At 43.2% G+C, this 26,115-nt stretch carries 22 protein-coding genes; 15 read left to right on the forward strand and 7 right to left on the reverse strand.

The annotated features are described in order from the left end of the window. Positions 1-82: 82 nt before the first annotated feature. Positions 83-1,372 carry an endolytic transglycosylase MltG gene (gene mltG, locus HCZ91_RS02615; protein ID WP_179797949.1) on the forward strand — a complete coding sequence of 430 codons (1,290 nt, stop codon included), beginning with the start codon at positions 83-85 and terminating at the stop codon, positions 1,370-1,372. Between the two features lie 88 nt (positions 1,373-1,460). After that, entirely contained in the window at positions 1,461-2,192 is a 732-nt protein-coding gene (gene tmk / locus HCZ91_RS02620) for a dTMP kinase (RefSeq protein WP_257019955.1), read from the forward strand. A 172-nt stretch (positions 2,193-2,364) separates the two neighbouring features. Here tmk and HCZ91_RS02625 read toward each other — a convergent pair whose 3' ends face one another. Beyond that, positions 2,365-4,638 carry a sodium:proton antiporter gene (locus tag HCZ91_RS02625; RefSeq protein WP_179797951.1) on the reverse strand — a complete coding sequence of 758 codons (2,274 nt, stop codon included), beginning with the start codon at positions 4,636-4,638 and terminating at the stop codon, positions 2,365-2,367. Between the two features lie 877 nt (positions 4,639-5,515). On the opposite strand from HCZ91_RS02625, the gene HCZ91_RS02630 reads away from it, so the two are divergent. The 8 genes from HCZ91_RS02630 (at position 5,516) to HCZ91_RS02665 (ending at position 13,688) form a co-directional block, all read left to right on the forward strand. Continuing rightward, positions 5,516-6,970, forward strand: coding sequence for a Do family serine endopeptidase (locus HCZ91_RS02630; protein ID WP_179798212.1), 1,455 nt, complete (start codon positions 5,516-5,518; stop codon positions 6,968-6,970). Between the two features lie 265 nt (positions 6,971-7,235). Then, entirely contained in the window at positions 7,236-8,444 is a 1,209-nt protein-coding gene (locus tag HCZ91_RS02635) for a hypothetical protein (RefSeq protein ID WP_179797952.1), read from the forward strand. A 449-nt stretch (positions 8,445-8,893) separates the two neighbouring features. Then, positions 8,894-9,799, forward strand: a complete 906-nt coding sequence (gene dapA / locus HCZ91_RS02640) for a 4-hydroxy-tetrahydrodipicolinate synthase (protein WP_179797955.1) — start codon at positions 8,894-8,896, stop codon at positions 9,797-9,799. Between the two features lie 120 nt (positions 9,800-9,919). Then, on the forward strand, positions 9,920-10,270 hold the full coding sequence (locus HCZ91_RS02645) for a hypothetical protein (protein ID WP_179798214.1): 351 nt from the start codon (positions 9,920-9,922) through the stop codon (positions 10,268-10,270). Between the two features lie 127 nt (positions 10,271-10,397). After that, positions 10,398-11,111: a phosphoribosylaminoimidazolesuccinocarboxamide synthase gene (gene purC / locus HCZ91_RS02650; protein WP_179797957.1), complete on the forward strand. Its 714-nt coding sequence runs from the start codon at positions 10,398-10,400 to the stop codon at positions 11,109-11,111. A gap of 330 nt (positions 11,112-11,441) precedes the next feature. Further along, a complete protein-coding gene (locus HCZ91_RS02655) occupies positions 11,442-12,383 on the forward strand; it encodes a lantibiotic ABC transporter permease (RefSeq protein WP_095570686.1) in 942 nt (313 codons plus the stop codon). A gap of 323 nt (positions 12,384-12,706) precedes the next feature. Continuing rightward, a complete protein-coding gene (locus HCZ91_RS02660) occupies positions 12,707-13,339 on the forward strand; it encodes a DNA-3-methyladenine glycosylase (protein WP_179797959.1) in 633 nt (210 codons plus the stop codon). Between the two features lie 37 nt (positions 13,340-13,376). After that, a complete protein-coding gene (locus tag HCZ91_RS02665; RefSeq protein WP_102090888.1) occupies positions 13,377-13,688 on the forward strand; it encodes an NGG1p interacting factor NIF3 in 312 nt (103 codons plus the stop codon). Positions 13,689-13,830: 142 nt separating this feature from the next. On the opposite strand, the gene HCZ91_RS02670 is transcribed toward HCZ91_RS02665, so the two are convergent. From HCZ91_RS02670 to HCZ91_RS02680, 3 genes are all read right to left on the reverse strand, one after another. Next, positions 13,831-14,136 (reverse strand): hypothetical protein, encoded by a 306-nt coding sequence (locus HCZ91_RS02670; RefSeq protein WP_257019957.1) that lies wholly within the window; start codon positions 14,134-14,136, stop codon positions 13,831-13,833. Between the two features lie 57 nt (positions 14,137-14,193). Beyond that, complete coding sequence (locus HCZ91_RS02675) at positions 14,194-14,853, reverse strand: hypothetical protein (RefSeq protein WP_179797961.1); 660 nt, start codon at positions 14,851-14,853, stop codon at positions 14,194-14,196. Between the two features lie 738 nt (positions 14,854-15,591). Beyond that, positions 15,592-15,795: a CsbD family protein gene (locus HCZ91_RS02680; protein WP_057758006.1), complete on the reverse strand. Its 204-nt coding sequence runs from the start codon at positions 15,793-15,795 to the stop codon at positions 15,592-15,594. Positions 15,796-16,269: 474 nt separating this feature from the next. Here HCZ91_RS02680 and HCZ91_RS02685 point away from each other — a divergent pair, with 474 nt between their 5' ends. Both HCZ91_RS02685 and HCZ91_RS02690 read left to right on the forward strand, forming a co-directional pair. After that, positions 16,270-16,974: a TetR/AcrR family transcriptional regulator gene (locus HCZ91_RS02685; RefSeq protein WP_179797963.1), complete on the forward strand. Its 705-nt coding sequence runs from the start codon at positions 16,270-16,272 to the stop codon at positions 16,972-16,974. A gap of 63 nt (positions 16,975-17,037) precedes the next feature. Then, positions 17,038-19,236 (forward strand): molybdopterin oxidoreductase family protein, encoded by a 2,199-nt coding sequence (locus HCZ91_RS02690; protein WP_179797965.1) that lies wholly within the window; start codon positions 17,038-17,040, stop codon positions 19,234-19,236. A gap of 92 nt (positions 19,237-19,328) precedes the next feature. Here HCZ91_RS02690 and HCZ91_RS02695 read toward each other — a convergent pair whose 3' ends face one another. Beyond that, positions 19,329-20,654, reverse strand: coding sequence for a D-amino acid dehydrogenase (locus tag HCZ91_RS02695; RefSeq protein WP_179797966.1), 1,326 nt, complete (start codon positions 20,652-20,654; stop codon positions 19,329-19,331). Positions 20,655-20,745: 91 nt separating this feature from the next. Next, positions 20,746-21,498 (reverse strand): folate-binding Fe/S cluster repair protein, encoded by a 753-nt coding sequence (locus tag HCZ91_RS02700; RefSeq protein ID WP_179797968.1) that lies wholly within the window; start codon positions 21,496-21,498, stop codon positions 20,746-20,748. Positions 21,499-21,796: 298 nt separating this feature from the next. On the opposite strand from HCZ91_RS02700, the gene HCZ91_RS02705 reads away from it, so the two are divergent. After that, complete coding sequence (locus HCZ91_RS02705; protein WP_057758016.1) at positions 21,797-22,150, forward strand: zinc ribbon domain-containing protein YjdM; 354 nt, start codon at positions 21,797-21,799, stop codon at positions 22,148-22,150. Between the two features lie 103 nt (positions 22,151-22,253). Next, positions 22,254-23,555, forward strand: a complete 1,302-nt coding sequence (hemL, locus tag HCZ91_RS02710; RefSeq protein ID WP_179797970.1) for a glutamate-1-semialdehyde 2,1-aminomutase — start codon at positions 22,254-22,256, stop codon at positions 23,553-23,555. Positions 23,556-23,716: 161 nt separating this feature from the next. On the opposite strand, the gene HCZ91_RS02715 is transcribed toward hemL, so the two are convergent. Continuing rightward, complete coding sequence (locus HCZ91_RS02715) at positions 23,717-24,052, reverse strand: DUF962 domain-containing protein (protein WP_179798219.1); 336 nt, start codon at positions 24,050-24,052, stop codon at positions 23,717-23,719. A gap of 460 nt (positions 24,053-24,512) precedes the next feature. Between HCZ91_RS02715 and ppx the strand changes: the two genes are divergently transcribed. After that, positions 24,513-26,078, forward strand: a complete 1,566-nt coding sequence (ppx, locus tag HCZ91_RS02720; RefSeq protein WP_179797972.1) for an exopolyphosphatase — start codon at positions 24,513-24,515, stop codon at positions 26,076-26,078. Positions 26,079-26,115: the final 37 nt, after the last annotated feature.

Raw genomic sequence — 26,115 nt, forward strand, 5'->3', positions numbered from 1 at the left:
TAATTCATAAGCTAAGCAAATACCATTGAAAATCGCACGGTTCAGTGCTAAATTCTAGCAAACATCTGCCTCGCGAGTTGCCATGAGCAAGCCTACACCCAATATACCACCTGAACGTCCCAATGAGTCGCCGTCAAACAAACAAGATGGCACAGTCGAGGAGCGTGTCGATACCACGCTGCCGGACGCGCAACCAGTGGTAGATAAGGTGGAAGACACATCAGCAACGCCAGCAACCAACGTCTCGCTTATCAGCGGCAACAGTAAACCACGTCAATATAAAGTCAATAACCCATCGTTTTTTATGCAACGCGGCTATCAAGTGCTGCTAGTATTGGGGCTTATTGCCGCATTTTTCTTGGTCATGGTTTATCAGACGTTGTTTGGTCGTATCGAGCAGCCGCAGCAGATGGTCACGATTGAACCAGGTCAGACGTATTATGGTCTACTACCGCAGTGGCAACAACAGATTCCGCTGTTTTCGGCAGGCGTGGCCAAGCTATATATCAAGTCACAAGTCGATGCGCCGTTGCATGCTGGTACGTATCAATTACCCGAAAACCCAACTATCGCTGAGGCGCTACAAATACTAGGTCAAGGCGCAAAAGCGGCTATGGTCAAGGTGCAGATCATCGAAGGCAAGACATCTAAAGACCTTTACCAAGCACTGCGTGACAACGACAAAATTGAGAAAGAAGTACTGACCGCAGATAGTGACAATGCCAGTATTGCCCAAGCATTGGATTTGACGGGTGTATTGCCAGACAGCGTTGTTAATAGTAGTGACCCGATTGTTAACTATAATCTTGAAGGTTGGTTCGCGCCTGATACTTATTATTACGGTGAAGGAACCAGCGATAAAAAAGTATTGACTGACTTGTATAAGCGTCAGCAGCAGGTACTGACTGATGCGTGGGAAAATCGTGCGCCGAATCTGCCTTATAAGAGTCCATATGAAGCGTTAGTGATGGCGTCTATTATTGAAAAAGAGACCAGCGTTGCTGATGAACGTCCTTTAGTCTCTGCCGTGTTTAGAAACCGCTTGAATAAAAACATGCGTATGCAGACGGACCCGACTATCATCTATGGTATGGGCAGTCGTTATGATGGCAATATTCGCCGCAAAGACATCAATGAAAAAACGTCTTATAACACCTACCAAATTGATGGTTTACCGCCAACGCCAATTGCGCTACCATCAGCGGCTTCTATCGAAGCGACCTTACATCCTGCCGATAGTGAAGCGTTGTATTTTGTGGCAACGGGCAATGGCGGGCACAAATTTACCAACAGCTTGGCTGAGCATAATCAAGCGGTAAAAGACTACCTCAGTGTCATGCGTGAGAAAAAATCTCAAACGCCGCCGCAGTAATATTCCTTCTTAATCTTCTTAAAAAACTTATCGTTTATTGAGCGCTACAAAGTAGAGGTAGTGCTCATCAATGACATAAGGTCATATCATGTCAGTATCTATGCACACCAGCGCAACACCGTCACATACCAACACACCACCATCGAATCCACCTGAATCAAGTGCTTCAAATACGGAGACGGTGCCTAATTTAGGGCGCTTTATTAGTTTTGAAGGGACTGAAGGCGTAGGCAAAACCACCGCAATTGAACAGTTGTGCTTGCACTTAGAAGATAATGGCATCCCTTATCTACGTACTCGTGAGCCGGGTGGCAGCCCATTTGCCGAGCAATTGCGTGACATATTATTGGACCCAGCGACGGATATCGAAGACGATACTGAGCTGCTACTATTGTTTGCGGCGCGCTGTGATCACATGCAGCAAGTCATTTTACCAGCGCTCCAAAATGGTACTTGGGTAATATGTGACAGGTTTACCGACTCTACTATTGCGTATCAGGGCTTTGGGCGTGCGTATGGTGACGAGCTGGTACGCGGCAAAATCGATATGCTTATCAAACAATTTGTGACGCAGCTTCCTGAGCTGACATTGTGGTTGGATTTGCCAGTAGCAGAGGGTATGAAACGTGCCAATAAGCGCAGTGCGGCAGATCGTTTTGAGCAGCAGGCTACCGAGTTTTTTACTTGGGTGCATACTGGTTTTAGCCAGCTTGCGTGCGAGTATCCTGAGCGTATACAGCGTATTGATGCATCGGGCAGTACGGATGAGGTGAGTGCGCGTATATGGCAGACAGTTATGAATAGATTCGATATCAAATAATTAGGTTTTGCTAAGTAGGTTTGTAGATTTATAAGGCAGCTAGAGGTATCGATAGCCAGTTAGCCAGTCAGTTAGTTAGTTAGCCTTAATAAAAAGCCCCAGCACATTGCTGGGGCTTTTTATTAAGGTAAATATTTCATCTCTGAGTTAATAAAGCCGATAACGACACATATTATTTGTCGTCTGACTTATCTGCTTTTACATCCTCAGTAGTAGCGATAGAGGCGTCGCTATCCTGAGCAGAGTCAGGTAGACGGTTTGGATCAAGCGCGCCTTTTTTGTTTTTAGGCGCACTACCATTGCCATTACTATTCGTAGAGGTTTTGGTCTTCGAAGTCGCTGTTGAGTTTGCAGACATGACACCTTTATTATCCACATTCGTAGCAGACGTTTTTGGCTCTTCTACTGGCTCACTTTTCTCTACGGTAGTGCTAGAAGGTGACTTAGTCTCGGTACTACTGCTTTGAGTGGTTGATGACTGATTAGCGGTATTTTGCTCATCACTTTTGTCACTATCTACCGAAGACTCTGGCGCTGCTGTCTGACTGTCATCAGGGCTAGGCTCCTGCTCTTTACGCTTTTCAGGTGCTTTTGAGTTAGATTCAAAGTTAGCGTCAGCTGCCATGCGAGCCTGCTCTTGCTTCGGCGTTACATCGACTGGCTTCGGCTGTACTTCATCGTCTACCACTAGCGATATAAGCTTGCGGTCACGAGGGACAGTACCGTCAAACTTATCAGTGATAACGTGCAGTTTGCCTTCTTTGTCGACGGTATATAGCGGTACGAACTGCTTATTATCCGCTTTATACTGCTCAAAGCTATAGCTATCCGTGATGTTAGTAATCTTAATTCGAGCTTTTTTAGACAGCATACTGGCAAGCTTGGTATAGGTCACATCTTTGCCAAACAACCACTGTGAATGGAAGTTCGATTGCTTATCATCACGCTCACTTTTGACTTTTTCGTCACTGAATTTGAGACGATATAGCTTACGCTCACCAAATTCATGACGATAGTGAATCTCGGACAATGTATTCATTTCTTTGTCCATACTCATCGCAAACAGACGACCAATACCGATTAGATCCAGATGATGATCTGCGTGATCAGAGATAGGGTTGCCAAAGTAAGTACGCAGACCGCTCATACGTGCACGTGCAATATTGGTGTAGTTATTGTGCGCAACGATGACGTCAAAGCCTTGATCTTTTAGAGAGGTAGCAATCAATAGCGCAATTGGGTTTGAGCCGACGATAAGGATACCGTTAGTCTCAGGCTCACGTACGCCAAGTAAATTACCGACGACCTTTGCGCCCAAGCCTTGAATCATGACCGTACCAATGATGACCATAAATACGAGAGGTACAAGCAGCTCTACGCCCTGAATATCATACTCTTGCAAACGAATTGCAAACAGTGATGAGATAGCAGCAGCAACGATACCACGTGGCCCAATCCAGCTAATCATCAGCTTTTCATTGGTCTTAAGGTTCGAGCCGATAGCTGATGCCCAGACTGATAATGGACGTGCGACAAACATCACGATAGCGAGCAGCACTAGCCCTGCAAAACCAACGCTGAGCAAGCTTGCCAACTCTACACGCGCCGCCAGAATAATGAACAGCACTGAAATCAGCAAAATGGTCAACGATTCATTGAACTCTAAAATCGTTTCACGTGGGAATTTTGGCCAGTTTGCCAATGCTACGCCCAATACTGTGACGGTCAATAGACCTGATTCATGCTCTAGATGATTTGATATTGAAAATAACACCAGTACAAATGCTAGAGTAAAAACATTACGCAAAAACTCAGGAATCATATGACGACGCATAAGGAACGCAAGTAGCCAAGCGCCCGCCATACCCATTGCAGTTGCCAATACGACAATCTTAGCAAATAGTAGAATACTACTGGCTTCGCCGCCTGAGATAATGTACTCATAGACCAATACCACAGCAATAGCGCCGATTGGGTCAATGATAATACCTTCCCATTTTAGGATGTTGGAAATGGTTTTGTTGGGGCGTACACTACGCAGCAGTGGCATAATGACCGTTGGACCAGTCACACAGACCAGCGCACCAAACAGCAACGCAATCAATGGATCGACATCGAATAGTAAATAAGTCGATAGGGCCACGATAGCAATGGTAATCAGTACACCGACCGATACTAACATCTGTACCACGGTACCATGTTGCTTAATCTCATCGAACTCTAGCGTTAACGATCCTTCAAATAGAATAATCGCTACGCCCAAAGAGATGAAAGGAAACATCAGCTCGCCCAACACCAAGTCTGGGTCAAATACACCCAGCACTGGGCCGACGATAATACCAATCAGTAATAAAAATAAAATGGATGGTTGCTTTAAATACCAAGCCAACCATTGGGCGGCAATGCCAATCCCAACCACGCCGGATAGCAAAAGGGCGGTATCCATAAATTAATCCTTTTATAATCTTGTCATATTTTATATCTACCGATAGCTGTTATAAGATAGTCGCTACCGTTTATTTAACATTAAGTTGTTATCCGTTTTTATTGTAGCTAGACCATCGCACTGATAGACCTCATGAATCACAACATAAGCTAGATATGATATAACTACTATAAAGTAGCAAAGACAAAAGCGCTTCTAGATAAATCACAATACGCTAGAAATGCAAAAGATGGAAAACAAGAGTGATGATAGCCAGTTTATAAACCTGCAATAAACAGTCTTATATACAAGCTAACTTTTGTTTGTTTAGTAAAATATTTGGTTTGACATCATACCATGATTTTATTTCAAGCTGATGTAAGCCGTACCTGCTAAAAAGCTATGTCACGGCCATAAAAGTATACGAAGCCCATATGAAATAACGCTGCCTTGGGTTATCCTGCACTATGCAAAAAGCTTCAGCATAATACTTCAAGTTTTTATTTATCATACAGTAGCTGCGTTGGGCATGCACGTCGCGCACAGGATAATAGTGTTAGCGCCATGAAATGTCATATACTGAACGTTGAGAGTATTTATTTTTATACGACACTATTAACCATGTTCTACACTATTAACTATATTCTAAAGACAAGCGCTCTATAAATATTCAAGTAATGAGTAGGGATAAAAATAAGCGTAAAGTAACTGCTAAAGAGCTATGACAATAAGTTCGAATAAAAGTGCTGCGCCGCATAAATAGACAAGATAAATAGATAAAAGAATATAATTTCACCAAATAGTAACGAATAGGGGCATGCCGCTTGGTGTAGTCGCTATCGCTGACAATCATAATGTGGCTGTTAATAACAGCGATTACTCATATGGAGGACACAAAATGCCTATCAATATGTTCAAAGGACAGACCACTGCCAATATGCAGCGCTGGTTACAACGTAGTGCGCTGGCACTTGCTGTTAGTACCGCGATGTTTGCTAGTATTAATGTCACGACGATAAACAGTGCTCAGGCTGCAGTCACTACGGCTGATTTCTCTGGTTTGGTGCAACAAGTCACGCCAGCAGTGGCACGCGTCAATGTCACCAAAACGATTAGTGAAGCCGAGCTTGCTAAGGCTCAGACCGCTGAAGTGTTGCGTCAGTTCTTTGGTGATCGTCTACGTATTCCTGATCGAGTCGCGACGCCAGCGATTGAACATGCTTATGGTACGGCCTTTTTTATTACCTCTAATGGCTATATGCTGACCAATCATCATGTCATCGCAGGTGCGGACAAAATCACTGTGACGCTTAATGATAGAACCGAGCTTGATGCAACCTTGGTCGGTAGTGACGAGCGCTCAGATGTGGCCGTGCTAAAAGTTGAGGGCAATCAATTTCCAGCCCTGCCTATCGGCGACTCAAGTGGTCTAAAAGTAGGGGAGCCAGTATTAGCAATTGGTTCGCCATTTGGTTTTGACTATTCAGCCTCTGCTGGTATTGTCAGTGCCAAGTCGCGTAGTTTTTCGCGTGAGACGAGCGTACCATTTATCCAAACGGATGTAGCACTAAACCCGGGTAACTCTGGCGGGCCACTATTTAACCAGCGCGGCGAAGTGATTGGTATCAATTCGCGTATTTTTAGTGGTACTGGCGGTTATATGGGTCTGTCATTCTCTATCCCTATTGACGCTGCCATGGATATTTATGAGCAGCTAAAAAATGATGGTGAAGTGGCGCGTGCATATTTAGGAATCTATCCACAAGATATCGATCGCAATCTGGCCGAGGCTTATAATTTAGAGCGCCCTCAAGGTGCCTTGCTGACACGTGTATCACCAGATTCACCGGCACAAAAATCAGGCCTAAAACCTGGCGACATCATTCTGCAATACAATGATGTACAAATCATGGAGGCATCAGACTTGCTGAACTTGCTCAATCGAGCGCGTCCAAGCGATCCCTTCCGTGCACGGATTCAGCGTAACGGTAAGCAGATGGTGATTAACGGCAAGCTCGCTTATGCGCCCAATGATGTAAGAGCACAGAGCGGTGATGAGCAAAATGACGATGTACAGTTGGGCTTGCGTTTACGAGATTTGACGGCAGATGAACAAGCAGAAATCGCTGTTGATAATAAAACGGGCATATTGGTTACCACAGTGGATCCTACTGGATTGGCGGCGCGCTCAGGTATTCTGGCAGGTGATGTTATTACTAACTTTCATCAAAAGCCGATTAAAACAGTGGCAGACTTTTCAGGTGCTATTGCTTCTCTTCCTAAAAAAGGCGTGGTCACTATAGAAGTTATACGCCAAGGCATTCCTGCTATTATTGGTCTACGTATTGAGTAGGTGTCATGATTAACGCGTGACTGTTAATGTGGCTAATAATGTAACTCAGATTATGGTTCAGGGTATAAAGGCAGCGCGCACGTCAATAATTGTGCTTGTCTATCATGGAGGTCGACCTCTATAATGTTTGGTTTTTTATCAAACAGCTAAGAGTAAGACCTCAACAGCAATCCATTCGTTAAGTGAATTATTGATCAATCAATAGGCTCTAAGGTGGGCCGAGTCGCTTAGTCGGCTCGTACCATTATGCAACCGCTAGGTAATTATGACTGACCCCGCTCTACATACGCTTATTACAACGACGTCAGCAGCATTGCTAGCGTACATTGCACTGTGGTCAGGGCTACAAACGTTTAATGCCAATCCTACCAAGCGCTTTATGCGTATTTGGGTAAAGCTCGCATTATATTATGCTGCTTATACGATGCCTGTTTGGGCAGTATTGCTTATCATGGTTTGGTCACAGGAGCTGATGCCGATGTTAGCGCAGCTATCACTATCTGCCGTACTTATGGCAATATTGATGATGGGCTTGTACTTTTATACTGTCATTGTACAACCCAACCGCTTACGATTAGAGCATCATTCTATTGACTTAGATTTGTCTACACCGCTCAAGGTCGCCGTATTGGCAGATTTGCGTATAGGGATATACGGTGGTAAGCCGCGTCATATTCGCAAGCTGGTCTCTACTATCAATGCTTTGTCAGCAGATGCCGTACTGATTACTGGGGACTGGCTATACTACCCAAGTGCAGATTTAGTGGGTCAGTTAATGCTGTTCAAGGGGGTAAATAAACCTGTTTATACAGTCATGAGTACCTCGGACTTGCGTTATCAGTCTATGAATACGACCAAGCAAGGTCAGCCATTATTAGAAGATACATTGGCTAGTACTTTTGATGTACTCGATATTAACTATATCGATCAGCAATGTACGTCACTGCCACTCAAATGTGCAAGAGCGACAAATGAGCAGTTAGTCGTCAATCAGTCGACTTATCGAACTAATAATCAAGACAGTGTTGAGCAAGAAAACTCGAATACAAATTCATTAGTAGCGGTGCTTTGCGGCTGGCAAGATGTGTCCAAGCAATCTACAGATATTGAAACGTCAGAGGCGACTGATAAAGCAATGCTTGGATCGGAGATTGCCAATGCCACCAGTCCAGTGATTATCTTGGCATCACGATTTGATAGTATCAGTGATCTGCCAAAGTCTTTACAGCCACGCCCTTTGTTGATAACCGGTGCTGCAAAAGCTATTCAAAAAAATATCCTGCTTGCTCAAAAACAGAACGATATTCGACGCAGTAGTGAGCAGTCAGCATTGCTATATAACAGTCGCATGGGTAAGCAGCGCGGCTTATATCAACATGCAAGTGCACAGATATTTGTCAGTAGTGGCATCGGTACGAGAGGGTTGCCTTTTCGATTCTATCGACCTACTATCGATGTGTTGACGATTCGTTAATATTACATAAGAGACTTATCAGCGTACGTTGATTGCGCTAAACTGTTCCTTTAATGATTTAACTATTCATCTACAAGGTTTTAGTTCAAGTTCTATAAATTTAAGCGAAAAATAATGCCCATTTTTTGGTACTAAATTTATGGGCTGACTGCCAATTGATTGATAGCGGTCAAATCAAAATATGCTACACTAACGAGCACTCTTATTATTATATTTCTGTTGGTTAGTAAGCAGGCCTTTACTCTTGGTAAATTGCCATCACGACACTGATATCGTAGATATAATCATCTATGATACAAACGCTATTATAGTAAGTAGAGACGCAGCATTAACATTAAGTAAGTTACGCCATCAGCGTTTATCAACGCACACAAAGTAATGGCCACTTGCAAACGACCTATCATGTGACAGCTTTAATAAAAGCTAGGATAATACAGTAAGGCACGGTTATGAGCACAGCATACGACGAGATCAAAACCCGACTACAAGGCTCAATGGTAGCTTTGGTAACGCCCATGCACCCTGACGGTAAGGTCGATTATACACGTCTCGCAGATCTCATAGATTGGCAGATCGAGCAGGGCACACACTGCCTTGTGGCTGTTGGTACTACTGGCGAATCAGCGACCCTATCTATGCAAGAGCATAGCGATGTCATTCGCTATTTTGTCCAGCATGTCAAAGGTCGTGTACCGGTCATCGCTGGCACAGGTGCCAACAACACGATGGAAGCCATCAAGCTGACTCAGGATGCTGCCGATGCAGGCGCAGACTGCGCATTGCTAGTCGCTCCTTACTACAATAAGCCGCCACAAGAAGGCTTGTTTCAGCATTATCAAGCCATTGCCAAAGCCGTAAATATACCGCAAATGCTGTATAACGTGCCTGGACGTACAGTAGTTGATATCGCTCAAGAAACAGTCGAGCGTTTGTGTGATATCGATAATATTGTTGCTATCAAAGATGCGACAGGATCTGTCGGTCGCGGTGAGCAATTGATCAAAGCCGTCGGTGACAGAATGGTTGTGTTATCTGGTGATGACGGCACTGCGCTTGATCTAATGAAAGTAGGCGGCAAAGGCAATATCTCAGTCACTGCTAATGTAGCGCCAAAAGCCATGAGTGAGACTTTTTCTGCGGGTTTACGTGGTGACTTTGAAGCGGCTGGTAAAATCCATGACGTGGTCAAACATTTGCACCGTGATCTATTTATCGAATCAAGCCCTATCCCAGCGAAGTACGCATTGCATAAAATGGGCATTATCGATAAAGGTATCCGTCTGCCATTGGTTTGGCTCGCCGAGCAGCATCATGCGACTATTGATGAAGCATTGGTTCGAGCAAACATACGATAAATTGATATTTAGCCAATTGATATTCGGCGATTTTAGATTTGTTGCTAGTTCGATGATTGATATTCGAGCTAGCAGCAAGTCAACTTATCATGATAAGTCAATCGCCTACATGAGCAATAACTGCTAACTCAGAGAGACAACATGATGACAGTATCATCAAAAACAGTATCATCAAAGACGACAAAATTACTTCCAGCAATGCTGACCTTGGTTTTGGGTAGCACTTTGGTATTAAGCGGCTGTCAAGCGACTAAAAATTTGCTTGGTAAACGTGATAACGGTAGCTTAGATTATCAACAAAGCAAAAAGCTTGCACCGATAGAGCTACCTGCCGCCCAAGAAACGGCACCTTTTGTCCCTTTATATTCAACACCTAATGCTGGGGCAAACACGCTCCAACTACAAAATGAGTCAGGCAATCAGTATCAGCTGCCAAAACCTCAGCGTGCTGTTAGTAACACTTCGAACTAAACTTACTCCCTTATCTATATCGCTGACTGTTGCGTTTTTATCATAGCCGCAAACCATGTATCTTACATCAGTCAGCGGTAGCTGCGCGTTTTTACCACATAAGCTTGAACGAACAGGAACCCCCATAATGCAAAAGCAACAACTGCTGTATAAAGGTAAAGCCAAATCTGTCTATGAAACAGAAGACAATGATCTTCTGATTTTGCACTTCCGTGATGATACCTCAGCGCTTGATGGTAAGCGTATCGAACAATTAGCACGTAAAGGTGTGGTTAATAACCGCTTTAATGCTTTTATCATGCAAAAATTGTCTGATGCTGGTATCGAAACACATCTCGAAAAGCAATTGTCTGATGACGAAGTGTTGGTTAAACGCTTGGACATGATTCCTGTAGAGTGCGTGGTGCGTAACTTTGCAGCAGGTAGTTTGGTGCGTCGTTTAGGCTTAGAAGAAGGGCAGGCATTAACGCCGCCAACGTATGAGCTGTTTTATAAAGATGATGCGTTAGGTGATCCGATGGTTAACGAATCACTTTCTGTATCTCTTGGCTGGGCGACCAAAGAGCAACTGGCTAAGATGGAAGAGCTGACTTATCAAGTCAACGATGTATTAAAGGCATTGTTTGATGCGGGTAATTTAATCCTAGTTGATTTTAAACTAGAGTTTGGCGTATTCCATGACCGTATCGTGTTAGGTGACGAGTTCTCACCAGATGGCTGCCGTATCTGGGACAAGAACACTAAGAAGAAACTTGATAAAGACCGTTTCCGTCAGTCACTAGGTGATGTGATTGAAGCTTATGAAGAAGTGGCTGACCGTATTGGTGTACCATTAAAATAAGTATCTGATACTTAGCATAAAATAAAAAACTGAGCCATGTGCTCAGTTTTTTTATGGCATTATATCTATGATGGCACCCTAGTGAGGACTTGAATATTAAGCTGTCGGCTAATGGCATCAACGTTTTAACTCGCTAAAACAGTCACAGTGTACTTCGTGGTGTACTTACCATACATATTCTATCTGTGATCGATGCGCTATACAGGCATCAATGTGGTAGGTATATGAGACACCTCGGAATTTTAATACTCTCTAAGATTGTTGGATATCAAACAATCCCAGCGTGGTTCAGCATATGTATCAAAAAAACATTTTTTATTAGGAAAGGCCATGCTTCTTAGTTTTATTGCGCGCCATAGCACATTAATTATGCCAGTTTGTGCAATTATGGGCTTTGTTTTTCCAAACTTATCCAATGCAGTATTGGTATATTTACCCCAAATATTGTTCTTCTTGATGTTTTTTACTTTACTAGGCATTGACCAATATGCACTTTTAAAGCGTATAGCGACAAGCTATGTATGGGTTTTTGCCTTGTTACAAAGCGGGGGCATGAGTCTAGCTTTAATAGTAATTGCTTATGCACTCGGTGTACGTGGCGATTGGCTATTGGCGATTGCAGGTCTTGGTGCCACTGCCCCATTATTCGGTAGTGGTGCGTTGGTCAATGCGGTGGGATTTGATGCACAACTGGCGACGGCAAAAACTATCGCTGCTACGCTCGTTATGCCCTGTACATTATTAGGCGTATTATGGCTATTAGGCGATGAAAGTTCGAATTTAGACGTTGGTCTTTATGTCAAACGCTTGTTAGTTTATATTTTCATGCCAATGGTGCTAGCTGTGGGAGTGCGTCGGTTTGTTCCACCTGCTATTTTGTCACGTTATTATCCCAAAATTGGGCAGTTTAATATTTTACTGCTGATGTTGTTTCCACTGGGACTGATGGCAGGATTTCGTACTACGTTTGACCATAATCCCTGGCAAGCGTTGTTATTACTAGTGCTAAGTTCGGTATTGGCATTGGTGTTTTATTTTACCGCTTATATAATATATCGGCGTTTTGGCTATGAGAATGCTATTGTCGCGGCGCTGGTATGTGGCGGACGCAATGTATTACTTTCTTACACCATAACTGTACCCTTTATGGGTGCGGTGTTTCTACCGTTACTGGGTGCTTTTCAATTACCAATGTTTTGCTTACCCTTACTGGGCAAATATATGGCAAAACGCCATACAACTAGGCCTATGGATTTAAAATCAAGTTTTTGAACAGCCAGACTGTTAATAGATGATTTATCGTTTAAAGGATTTATTTTTTGAGTATACCCCAACGGAACCAGCTATTTCACTCGACAAACCTATTAACAGACTATTTAAAATAGACCACTATAATGGAACCACTTATAAAAGACTGCAGCTTCTATCTATTTATCAAACAGTATTACTCTTTAGGCACAGGCTTGTAGTTTAGCTCGTATAAAAAATCAAACATAGCGCCAACATTGTCCTCGATACCTTGTCTTACTTTTATGCTAATTTGTTATTGCTTACTCATATCAATTAGACCATAAAAATAAGAAAAGGTTTTGCTAATGTCTACTGCCTCATCAACTATTTTAGAGCCTGACTGGTTCGCTCGTCCAACCTGTGTGGTCGCTGCTGACCTGATTGGTAAAGTCTTATGTCGACAGTTAACCGATAGTGATGGACAGCAAAAAACGCTACGTATGCGTATTTCTGAGACCGAAGCCTATATTGGTCAAGATGATCCTGCGTGCCATTCACATGCAGGTACTCGAACGGCGCGCACAGAGATTATGTATGAGCAAGGCGGAGTGTTCTATGTCTATTTGACCTATGGCGTGCATCATATGCTAAATTTGATTAGCGGCTCTATAGAGTCGCCTGAGTCTGTATTGATACGCGCTGGGTTTTTGACTGACGATAGTGACCGTCTGATTGAAGAGCAACAACTCAGTCCAGATAAGCAGTTTACACATCCTAAGCAGTTCGCAGGCCCTGGTAAATTGACCAAACGCTTGCAAATTGATCGCGATTTATATGGCAAACCTATTTCGCCGGCATCAGAAGTTTGGATAGAAGATGATAGTTGCCAGCCGCCTGTATCACTACGCCCACGTATTGGTATTGATTATGCCGGTGATGCCAAAGACTGGCTGCTACGTTATATATGGACCGAGCATCCTTCCTTATCTAAGAACTAGCAGATTGAGATTCAAAACTATTCTATGAGGTAAGCCTATGTATAAGTTGACCGTTTTTATTCCTGATGCAGCGTTAGACCAAGTGAAATCTGCTCTGTTTACTGTTGGCGCTGGGAAGATTGGAAACTATGAGCAATGCTGTTGGCAGGTACAAGGAGTCGGTCAGTTTATGCCATTATCAGGTAGTACGCCGCACATTGGTACACAGGATAGTTTAGAAATGGTCGATGAATGGCGAGTGGAAATGGTGGTAGATGAAGCATTTATCGATGCTACCATTGCCGCGTTAAAAGAGGCGCACCCGTATGAAACACCAGCCTATGATGTGATAAAAGTCTTGGGTTTTTAGTCTTATATAGAAAAATATCAGCTTATGGAGTGTAAGACTTCTCATAAAAAAAACAAATAAGCCACTTAATGACTTATTTGGTTATAAAGTTTTTGATGTTCCAACTGAGTATTAATAGTGAATATTAGTATTTAAAAACTGATTAATCTTTCTTAAGCTTAATCACGTTGTAGCTTGGGTAGCCTAGCTCGATTTTATAATCGTCGCGTCCGCGCTCAGCCTTTATCTTAATCTTACGATCACCATTTTTATATTTGACGTCTTTGACGCGATATCCCATGCTACGGACTTTACTAGCAGCTCGTTGCTCGACAACGGAGACATAGCTGTCTTTATCGTTCTTTTTATCTTTGTGTTTTTTATGGCCTTTATTGTCCTTATGAGTGTGCTCGTAAAGGTTGTCATAGCCATTGTAGCCATTCGGCGCAGTTACACAGCCTGTGGTCACTGCTAATAAAGCTGCGACTATGCTGCCAGTCGCTACTGTTTTTAATGTTGAAAGCGATCAATCTTTTCTGACTTTGATCACATCTAAATTTGGATAACTTAATAGTATCTCGTACTTCTGTGAACCGCGTTTAGCCTCAATCTCAAAGATACCGCGCTTATTTTTTTCTTCAAGATCGATATCTTCGACACGGTAGCCCATCGCTCTTACTTTATTGACAGCGCGGCGTTTTATAGCTGGGTATCGTGATTCTCTTTTAATAGTGTCTTCGACATCGCCTTTTTTATAGCGCTGACCATTCTGATAATTATCTTTATGTTTGTTTTCTTTATAGCGGTTATTATTATTTTGCGACTTATTATCCCAGTTATCTGGCCATGCTTTTTTGCTTGAGCTGATGAGTCTTAGGGCAGGGTAAGTATATTTTAGCTCGTAGGCTTGGTTGTTCTTTTTAGCATACGCCGTAAGAGCTCGATCACCACGGTAACTATCAGCTCTGATATCTATAACCTGATAGCCTTTGCGGCGGAAGTCTTGTCGAAGCTGCTGACTTACGCGATTAAAATTATTGTTTTGGCTATTATTATCACCACGATAGACAGGCTGATTGTCATATCCTGAGCCTACAACCGCACAACCTACTGTCGTACCCAATAATGCAACGACAAGACTAGTAGACAGAGTGGCCTTAATAGAAAAGGGTTTTATTATTTTCATGAGGCAATATCCTATGATGGTATTAAGTAGGTCGTGTAGGTTAAAGGTACCTATATTCTCTATAACTATAAGATTTTAAAAGTATTCTGACGAATTAAATTAGATCGTAGTTAATAAATATTTCTAGTGATTTATTTTTCGAAATATTTCCTTACATTATCTATAATAGAGTACAAAACTTTGCGGTAGGTGTCATTTGCGTTAATAAGTTGTAATAATTGTGGTAAGTAAAATATATTGTTGTAAGCATATGCTTACACGCAATGACGTTTACGCGACTTAACATACGAGTGAGAGTTAGGCATTATAGTCACACGGCATTAGGGAATGTGACTCAAGGATTGAGTTGACCGCATTAAGGATAATGATTCGATAACTAGCGTCAGGATGACAATAGCGATTGAAGTAAGGACACAGTCCCTTTGCTGATAGCAGCAAGTAATACTGAAGCTGTAGTGTAGTAAAAAGGGCAGGATGCCCAGTATCACAATATACTGAATATTTGTGCAAGGATGCATGAAAAGCAGTCGTGATAGGTAACATGGATAGTTAACAATAAAACCGCATAACAATTGATTGCTATGCGGTTTTATCGTGTCTGGAGAATGGTAATTTGTTTCTCCAATAGCTTATCTGTACAGTATAAATCTGCCATAAAAAAACCGCATATATTTCTATGCGGTTTTTCAGTTTATTTAGTACAGTAACTATGCAGCGAATAAATATGCAACGAATATATTAATATTTGTTTTCTACACGCCAATCATCTACTTCACGCTCCGCATCTTCTTTGGCATGGCCATAACGCTCTTGTACACGGCCAACCAACTTATCACGACTACCTTCGATATGGGTGAGATCGTCATCAGTGAGCTCTGCCCATTTCTGTTTGACTGACCCTTTCATCTGGTTCCATTCACCTTTTAGCGTATGTTCGTTCATTGTTATATTCCTTTTTATTATTTGGTTGTTTATCGAGATTATTATTCCATCTGTTTTTATTTCACACTTCACTCAGCTGCTTTGGGTAAAACTTAAGCCAACTGGTGATATTTAATATAAGCGTTCAAAATCCCGTTGTCTGTATACGCAATGTTTAGAGTGTTGCTTCATTATGGGAATCTGCACATCTGTGTTATGAGTCATCTATTTGTGTAATAAATAGCGTACTTTATCAGTGATATACGTAAAGCTACTCAGTAATTTTGGCCGTAAATTATAAAACTGACAGCATAAATATTTTTAAGTTGATAGATAAAAAACACTAAAAATTGGCAGTCGTTATCAACACGATCTAAGACTAATAATAGAGAGTGAATGCCGTGTAACATTTAATGATAGACTTCTTGTTAAAATGACTATAGCCTTATAGTTAAGATGAAATTCTATGAATTATTTTTGATAAGCGAGTGTATATTGATAGCGAATACACCTAACAAAATGAGCGTTGAAAAAGTGCAAACGAAACGTGAGCTGGCGAAAGCCAAGACGCGGCGTGCGTTATTAAAAAGTGCCTTGCGGTTGTATAGTTTGGAAGGTGCTCAGGGCATGAGCATGAATAAAATTGCCAAAGGTGCAGGGATTGCACAGCCCAGTTTTTACAATCATTTTGAGAGCCTAGAGGCGCTGCAAAACGAGCTGAGCACCCAACTAAAAGACAATTATCTATCCCCGATGCGACTGGCATGGGTCAATATGCTCAAAGATTATGATGTGTTGAGTAAAGATCAGTTTAATCAGCAATGTCGACAATGCCTGATTATGATTTTTGATTCTGCATTTGAGAATATCGCATTGTTTCAACACTTACTCGAAGACCGTCCTAGATTTAGTGACAGTATAGAAAACCAGTCATCATTAAATAATGGACTGGGCAATCTGATTACCGAAATACAAGAAGAATGGACAGAGATATTTATTCAAGGATTGCAATTATCCAATCGTACTTGCGAGCGTAGTGCTGTCAATCTATGCGTCGATATGGCGGCGGCACAGGTACATGAGTTGATATTGGGCTGTCATCAGCAGCGTTACTCAAGACAACAAGCGATTGCCACGTTGAGTATCAGTTTTGACGCACTGTTCGCCAATTTTTTGCACGGAAGCAATACTAGTCAGTAGTGATAATAAGCAAAAATTATTGTCATGAAATCTAGAACAAAAAACACAACAGGGAGAGTGACTATGGCCACAAACACGGCTACACCAACGTTAGGCGAAGCGCAAACGCATTTTAGAACTTGTACATTGTGCGAGGCAATGTGCGGCGTCGAAATAAAGCACGATGGCGAAAAAGTCTTGTCGATTAAAGGGGACAAAAACGATCCCTTTTCGCAAGGCTATATTTGTCCGAAAGCCACTGTTTTGCAAGATTTGCATGAAGATCCTGACCGTTTGCGTCAGCCTGTAGAGAGAACGGCAGACGGTTGGAAATCTATTAGTTGGCCAGAAGCGTTGGATAAAGTCGCCGCAGGTATTCAATCCATACAGCAAAAGTATGGTCAAAATGCGTTGGGTGTTTATCTAGGTAATCCTAACGTACATAACATGGGTGGTATGTTGACCATCAAACAACTACTTACCAGTTTAAAGACGCGCAGTCGTTTTTCTGCCACTTCTATCGACCAGCTGCCGCATCATATTATTAGCATGCATCTGTTTGGTCATATGCTGCGTATTCCAGTTCCCGATGTCAATCACACCCAATACATGCTTATCATCGGTGGCAATCCGCTGGCTTCTAACGGCAGTATCATGACTGCGCCTAACATGCGCCAAAAGCTAAAAGATATCAAAGCGCGCGATGGCAAGGTGGTAGTAGTTGATCCAAGACGTACCGAAACTGCTGACATCGCTAGTGAGCACCACTTTATTCGTCCAGCGACGGACGTATTGCTGCTATTGGCCATGCTCAATGAAATCTATACGCAAGGCTATGCGAAGCTCGATACTAGAGTGGCGGCCTTGGCACCAGAAATAGATCGACTTGCTTTGTTTGCTGAACAATACACGCCTGAGTCAGTGGCAGACATCACGGGTATTACCGCAGCCGAAATCAAACGTATCGTCAAAGAGTTTTGTGAAGCAGAAAGCTCGGTTTGTTACGGCCGTATGGGCATCTCAGTGCAAGAGTTTGGTTTGCTCAGCCAATATCTATCTATGGTCATCAATATCGTCACGGGTCGTTTAGATGAAGTAGGCGGATTAATGTTCCCAAATCCTGCCGTCGATGTTGTGAATAGCTCTGGCCCAGGCTATTTGGGTAAACGTCATAGCCGCGTCAGCAACTTGCCAGATTTTAATGGTGAGTATCCAGTGGTTGCGATGGCGGATGAAATGTTGGTAGAAGGGGAAGGTCAGTTAAAGGGATTCATTACGGTCGCTGGCAACCCTGTTCTGAGTACCCCAAATGGTGAAAAGTTAGACGAAGCATTATCTCAGTTAGAGTTTATGGTTTCGCTTGATTATTTTGTGACTGAGACCAGTCGCCATGCCAATATTATTTTACCGCCTGTATCGCCGTTAGAGCGCGACCATTATGACATTACTTTTAACGGCTTTGCCGTGCACAATGTCGCTAAATATTCGCCTGCCTTGTTTGATAAAACCGACGATACCAAGCATGACTGGGAGATTTATTTAGGATTGGCAGAGCGCTTAGACAAAGATGCGCCAGAAGCAACGCAAAAAGAACGTGCCGCGACAAAAGCCTTTGGTCCTAAGTTCTTGTTAGAGCAAGGTCTAAAGTATGGACCTCATAAAGACGTGACATTTGAAGCACTGGTCGAAAACCCACATGGTATTGATTTGGGTCCGTTGCATCGGATGTTGCCAGAGGCTATTAAACACGCCGACAAACAAATTCATCTTCATGTCGATTTTTATCAGTCAGATTTAGCCCGTGTTAAAGAAATGGTGCAAGAGTACAACAGTAATGAGATTTTGCTAATCGGTCGTCGTCATGTACGTAGCAATAACTCATGGTTGCACAATAGCCATCGACTGGTAAAAGGTAAGTCTCGCTGTACATTGATGTTGCATCCGCAAACGGCAGCGCAACATGGCATTGTAGACGGTCAAGATGTCAGAGTAACTTCTCGAGTGAGTAGCGTGGTCATTGTAGCAGAAGTGACGGATGAGCTGATGCCAGGAGTGGTCAGCATTCCGCATGGCTTTGGTCACGGTCGTAAAGGGGTTAAGCAAAAGATTGCGCAAGCGCATGCAGGTGTCAGTGTTAATGATTTGACCGATGAGACGTTGATTGATCAGTTGAGTGGTAATGCCGCAGTCAACGGTGTGCCTGTGCAATTAGAAGCATTGGATATGGGTGTAGATGGTTTATCTACTGCTACAGAGACTGTAGCGGAAGGCGCACTAGCATAAAATTAATGATAAGTTTGTAGAAATACAAAAAAGGCGTTCACGTAAAGTGAGCGCCTTTTATTGTTTGTAATCTGCATATATCACTGATCTGATTAAACGCTCATACCGATAAAATCAAAATCGACATTCGGGGTTTCGCCTTGGATTAATAAACTAAGGGCCTTTGCAGAACCGCAAGAGTGTGTCCATCCCAATGTGCCATGCCCAGTGTTAAGCCATAAATTATCAAAAGTGGCTGAAGCGTTATGACTGCCATGTTTGACTTGACCGCAGTGCGCGCGACCAATTAAAGGTACGTTCGATGGGGTCATCGGGCGCAGTCCTGTCCAATATTGCACCGAGTTTGCAATGATGCCTTTTGGAAATAATTGCTGCACACGCCGAGTGATGGCTTCACAGCGCGTGGCATTTAAGTCTAGGTTATAGCCATTAAATTCAGCTGTGCCAGCGACTCGCAATTTGTCACCCAGTCGTGAGGTGACTAGCTTAAACTCATCATCAATCAGACTGACAAAAGGCGCTAAGTGCGGTGCACGTGGATTCACCGTATAAGTAGCGGAATAACCTTTTGCTGGAAAAATAGGTACATGGATGCCCAAAGGATTTAGCAGAGGTACGCTATAGCTGCCAAGCGCGACCACATGACTATCAGCTGTGAAAGTCTGCGCATTTTCGCCTTTTGGACGGATAGTCATACTGTGTACATGCGGACGGGCAGAGTCAGCATCAGCATTGAGTGCTAAGATCTCGGTATCATATAAAAACTGTACACCAGCATCGATACAGCGCTGCGCTAAACGTTGGGTAAACAGGTGCGCATTGCCAGACTCATCACGACTGGTATAAGTTGCTCCAGTGAGCTTATGCGCAATTGGGTAAAGCGCTGGTTCTAAGTTGACAGCATTATTAATATCAATCACATGGCGCTCACAACCAAGCGCTTGCATGCGTTCAGTTGGTTCGATAGCCGCATCAAACTCTGCCTGATTGGTATAAAAATGCATGATACCGCGTGTTTGCTGTTCGTAGTTGATGCCAATATCCGCGCGCAGCTGTTGTAAGGTATCTCTTGAATATAGACCTAGGCGCACCATTTGCACCAGATTGGCATCGGCTCTATCGGCGCGGCACTCTTGCAAAAACTGCATGGCCCATTTGAGCTGCGCTTTATCCGCACGCAAGCGATACAGTAGCGGAGCATCTTCTTTAAACAGCCACTTGAGCGCTTTCATCGGGGTCGCAGGATTGGCCCAAGGCGTGGCATGTGAGACAGAGATTTGACCGCCATTGGCAAATGATGTCTGCATACCTGCTGCTGATTCGCGCTCAATCACAGTCACATCATAGCCTGCCTGACGTAGATACCATGCGGTGGTCACGCCCACCACGCCTGCTCCAAGTACCGCAATATGTGTCATAGGATTCTCTATGCTCATGTTAATCATGACGGTAGCTATATAGTAAACTACCATCACCTTCGCTACGTCGCTTGCTTGATTCGATGTGCTTTTATTTCGGGCGCGCAACATCTATCTGTAGTGCAGCTGGCAAGTCCAATATGCTCAAATCGCTTTCTGCCAATTGTTCAGGACGTGCCACGACCAAAGCGGTAAAGCCATCGTCATTTTTCATCGCATTGACCACTTGGATTTTATCGAGCTTGTCACCTGCGTTTGGTGTCTCACCGGTGCCTTGTACATAGTGCAAAAATGCTTTGGGTGCAGATTTAAAGTAGATGCGAGCGATGACTTCCTGACCTAAGTAGCAGCCTTTATCATAGTCCATGCCGCCGCGCTGATGTAGACGCAGCTCTTGCGGTTGAAACTCACCTTGAGTGGTAGCTACGATCCAATAGTTACCAGTGGCAATACTGCATTGCATCCAAGCTTGTGTATCCTCAGTCGTATTATGGTCGTCTTTATGACTAAAAGTTGGTACATTATCAAGGACACAAGGATAAATTGGCGTCGGCGCACTGGTCTCGAATTTAGAAAACGCCCCGTACTTATTAAGGTGTGCCTGAAAAGACTCAGCACAATCGCTACTTATGACCACATCATAATGTTTCTCTGATTGTTTTTTGATCCAGATACCGAACTCAATACGACCTTTTAGGTTACCGATAGCGGCAGCCTGATAGCTAAGCCCGAGTTTGGTAACGTCACAAGTTAATTGCCCTTGCAAGAATTTTTCGGCATCTTCGCCTTGGATAGTTAATTGCGAAAACTGCGGTACGGCTGCTAGATTGGAAGACTGAGTCATTGTTATTATCCTTCTGATGAGAGCTTACTTAGTAATAATATAGAGAATAAATCGAAGTGATAAAAATTATATGGGCGCTTTTATCATTGACAGTATTTGTGCACATAAATCTAAATGAGGCTAAGAAGAGTACCACAAAAACCCCTGTCATAAAAAACGTCATCAATAAGCGATGAGTTAAGTGTTAAATTGGGCATAGCGTTTGATTTTCAAGCGTACAAATTGGTTAAAGATGGTGAGTTACGGTACAATATCAGCTCTACAATTAACCTAATGTACGATGACTGCCGAGGAAATAATGAGCTTACCAAATTGCCCTAAATGTGATGCTGAATATACGTACGAAGATGGTGCGTTACTGGTATGTCCTATGTGTGCTCATGAATGGACGGCAGCTGAGACTGATGCAGCGCAAGCTGAAGACCAAGACGCAGTTATACGTGATGCTGTTGGCAATGAGCTACAGGACGGCGATGCGGTGACGGTCATTAAAGACCTAAAAGTTAAAGGCTCTTCAATTGTGATTAAAGTAGGAACGAAAGCGAAAAGTATTCGCCTGTTGCCAGATGCTACTGACGGTCATGATATTGACTGCAAACTTGATGGCTATGGCCCGATGAAGCTCAAGTCTTCTGTGGTCAAAAAAGCTTAAATTGTAAAAACTTCTTGAAAGATTCGATAATAAACAAATATAAAATAGACGCTCAATCAAAAAACATTGTCGTTATAAATGTCACTATAAGTAGAGAATAATTATGAGTACTAAAAACGAACAGCTCTTTGCACAAGCACGTAAACATATCCCAGGTGGTGTTAACTCACCGGTTCGCGCCTTTGCAGGGGTTGGTGGTACGCCAATCTTTATGCACCGTGCCAATGGCAGCAAAATTTATGATACCGAAGACAATGCTTATATTGACTATGTTGGCTCGTGGGGCCCAATGATTTTGGGTCATGCGCACCCCAAAGTCATCGATGCGGTGAAAAAAGCGGCTGATGACGGTTTGAGCTTTGGTACACCAACGCCGTTTGAAACCACCGTTGCTGACAAAATTTGCGAAATCGTACCGAGCGTTGAGATGATTCGTATGACCAGCTCTGGTACAGAAGCCACCATGAGTGCGATTCGCTTAGCACGTGGTTATACTCAGCGTGATAAAATCGTTAAGTTTGAAGGTTGTTATCATGGGCATTCAGACAGCCTATTAGTAAAAGCAGGTTCCGGCATGCTTGATATCGGCGAACCAACGTCGAAAGGTGTACCTGCTGATTTTGCTAAGCATACGATTACGATTCCTTATAATGATCCGCAAGCGATTAAAGATTGTTTTGAGAAATGGGGTGAAGAAATTGCCTGCGTTATCTTAGAGCCTATCGCTGGCAACATGAACATGGTTATCCCGACACAAGAGTTTCATGATACGTTGCGCGCAGAATGTACAGCTAATGGCGCAGTATTAATTTTTGATGAAGTGATGACGGGCTTCCGCGTTGGTCTTGGCGGCGCGCAAGCCCATTTCGGTATTGACCCAGACTTGACCTGTTTCGGTAAAATCATCGGTGCTGGCTTACCCGTTGGTGCTTTCGGTGGTAAAAAAGAAGTCATGTCCTGCATCGCGCCACTTGGCGGCGTCTATCAAGCTGGCACGTTATCAGGCAATCCACTAGCGATGCGCGCTGGTATCGCTATGTTTGAAGATTTAACCGCAGAAGGTTTCTACGACGAGTTAGCAGCGAAAGTTGATCACCTAGTAGACGGTTTCCAAGCAGCAGCTGATAAACATGGTATTCATCTACGTACCAATAAGCTTGGCGGCATGTTTGGCATGTTCTTTGTCAAAGACAGCGCAACCGAAACACCAGAGAACTTCGATGACGTGACAGAGTGCGATATGGACGTATTTAATACTTTCTTCCACGGTATGCTAGATCGTGGTATTTACTTGGCACCCTCAGCTTATGAAGCAGGCTTTATGTCTATCAAACATAGCGATGAAGACATTGATGCGTCAATCAAAGCAGCTGATGAGATATTTGCAGAAATGGCAAAAGCATAGTTTAGCCATGTAAGTTATTAGCTAACTAAAAAGTTAAAGTTTAAAAAACCAGCAAGGTCATCCCGTGATCTTTGCTGGTTTTTTTGTTTATCGATATCTTATTTATAATCGTATTGGGAAGAATATAAAGTTTGTCACTTAATTTATATGACGACTAAACGTTATCGTGCTTTATCAAACTTGCGATCTCTCAAGCTTAGATTGCCTCGTAGCACATCGTTATACATACGAAAATCACTGACAAAGCTTTTCAATGGAAACTTAAAAGAAGCGGGTTTGTTCTTTTCAAAGAAAAAGTGTCCAACCCATGCACAGGCATATCCGGCGGCAATGCCCTTTACCAAAGGTTTGGCTGAGCCAGTTTTGACAGACTTTGCCAGTCCTAATAAGCCAAAGCTACTACCTGCAAAATGTAGGCGGCGACAGGCGATATTTTGATGCTCATCTAAGTAAAAATCATAAAATGCCTGTTTGGGCGAACTTTCAGTTTTTACCATGTCTTTTTTAGCGCTACTGATAGGGGTCTCAGTATTTTGGGTCGCGTCTTTTGTGATGGTCTGATTCATGTGACTAGCTTCCTTGCTGGTGAGGTTGATAACTATTAATTGCAGATGGTTTTTAACCGATTAGTTGGTGACTTTTGAAGTAAGTGATACGGATAAACTAGCTGTAAATAACGGTTTTTTATCATGATATTGATAGCTTTCAATGTAGCAAACCGATATGCGTAACACAAGCGCTAGATGCTGAGCCGATACCTGTCAGCTGATAGGGTGGTCTCCGATGTTCCCACTACATTTTTGCATCGCTTGCGAGTGTTTGGCATAAATGCTTTAATGATAAAATTGCCCTGATTTTTGTGGTTACTACTTTTTTCTATACATGTGATTTTATAACTATATAGCACGTGATTTTGGTAAACTATCCACTCTCTCTAACACGGTGACGACTTGTCCTATGCCTATTGACTACCTTACGAATCCGCCAATTGGCGATGATGAAATGATGGCAGCCATCGATATTGGTTCCAACAGTTTTCACTTAGCCATTGCTCGTCTTGACCATGGCGAGGTGCGAAAAGTAGTGTCTATGTCCGAAAAGGTACAGCTCGCAGCTGGTCTAGATGAAAATAATATCCTAAGTGCTGCTGCCGAAAAGCGCGGACTTGAATGTCTAAGCCGGTTTGTGGCGCGTTTAGATTCGGTGCCGCCCGAGCGTATTCGTGTGGTCGCCACCAATGCATTGCGTCAAGCCAAAAACGCCAACGACTTTATTTCCCGTGCCAATAAAATCCTGCCAAAACCTATTGAGATTATTGCGGGCCGCGAAGAGGCGCGATTGATTTATTTGGGCGTCTCGCATACCAATGAGAGTAGTGATAAACGCTTGGTTATGGATATTGGCGGCGGTTCGACAGAGTTCATTATTGGTCAAAATTTCGATCCATTATTGACTGAAAGTTTACAAATGGGCTGTGTTTCTTTTACCCAAAAATTCTTTGCTGGCGGACTGATTACTAAAGAAGCTTTTAATAGTGCAATTTCAGGTGCACGTAAAGAAGTCTTAGCGATTAATGGTCGCTACCAAAAAACGGGCTGGAGCAGTGTAGTCGGCTCAAGCGGTACAATCAAAGCGGTGCGCAATGTCCTAGTGTCAAAGGGTTGGGCCGATGAGCAAGAACGCATTACTTACAAAGGTGTCAAAAAGTTAGAGAAATTGCTGATTAAGATTGGCAATATTGATGATATCGAGTTAGAAGGCGTCAAAGAACATCGTAAAGCCGTATTTCCTGCTGGCGTGGCAGTATTGCGCGCGGTGATGAAAGTGCTGGGCGTTGAGACCATTACCTACTCAGACGGTGCGTTACGCGAAGGCGTTATGTACGACATGCTTGGCCGTTTTGCTAGTGAAGATGTGCGTGACCGCAGTGTATTGGCGTTAATCAAGCGTTATTCAGGGGACAAAAAGCAAGCCAAGCAAGTGGTAAAAACCAGCCGTCATTTGTTTGAACAAGTAAAAGACAAGCTTGCGCTGTCCAATGATGATTGCGACTTGCTCAGACGTGCTGCATTCTTGCATGAGATAGGGCTGGCAATCAGTCATAGTAGCTATCACAAGCATAGCGCATATTTGCTTGAATACTCTGATATTCCAGGGTTTTCGCAAGTCGATCAAAAACGCATGGCGCAGCTGATGCTTAACCATCGCCGCAAGCTTAAAGCCGATATGCTAGAGCAGACTTGTCAGATTGGTGGCGATCAGTTGGTTTACCTTTGTTTACTGTTGCGCCTCGCCGTACTGGCACATCATAGTCGCAGTGACTATGCGCTACCAGAGCTGGAACTAAAGGTAGTCGCTGAAAACAGTTGGCAAATAACTTTGGCGGATAGCAGCGAGCATTATGCGTTCTTGCTCGCAGATTTGCGTACTGAGATTGACCAGTTTGCCAAATGGGGCGTACAGCTTAGTGTGATTGAAGCTCAAGAGGCTGAGACTCCAGAGGTTGAGCAGTTACCATTGTAAGTATTGAGTTAAAGATTAACGTAACAAAAGCGGTGTT

The sequence above is a fragment of the Psychrobacter sp. BI730 genome (assembly GCF_013414195.1).
Taxonomy (GTDB): Bacteria; Pseudomonadota; Gammaproteobacteria; order Pseudomonadales; family Moraxellaceae; genus Psychrobacter.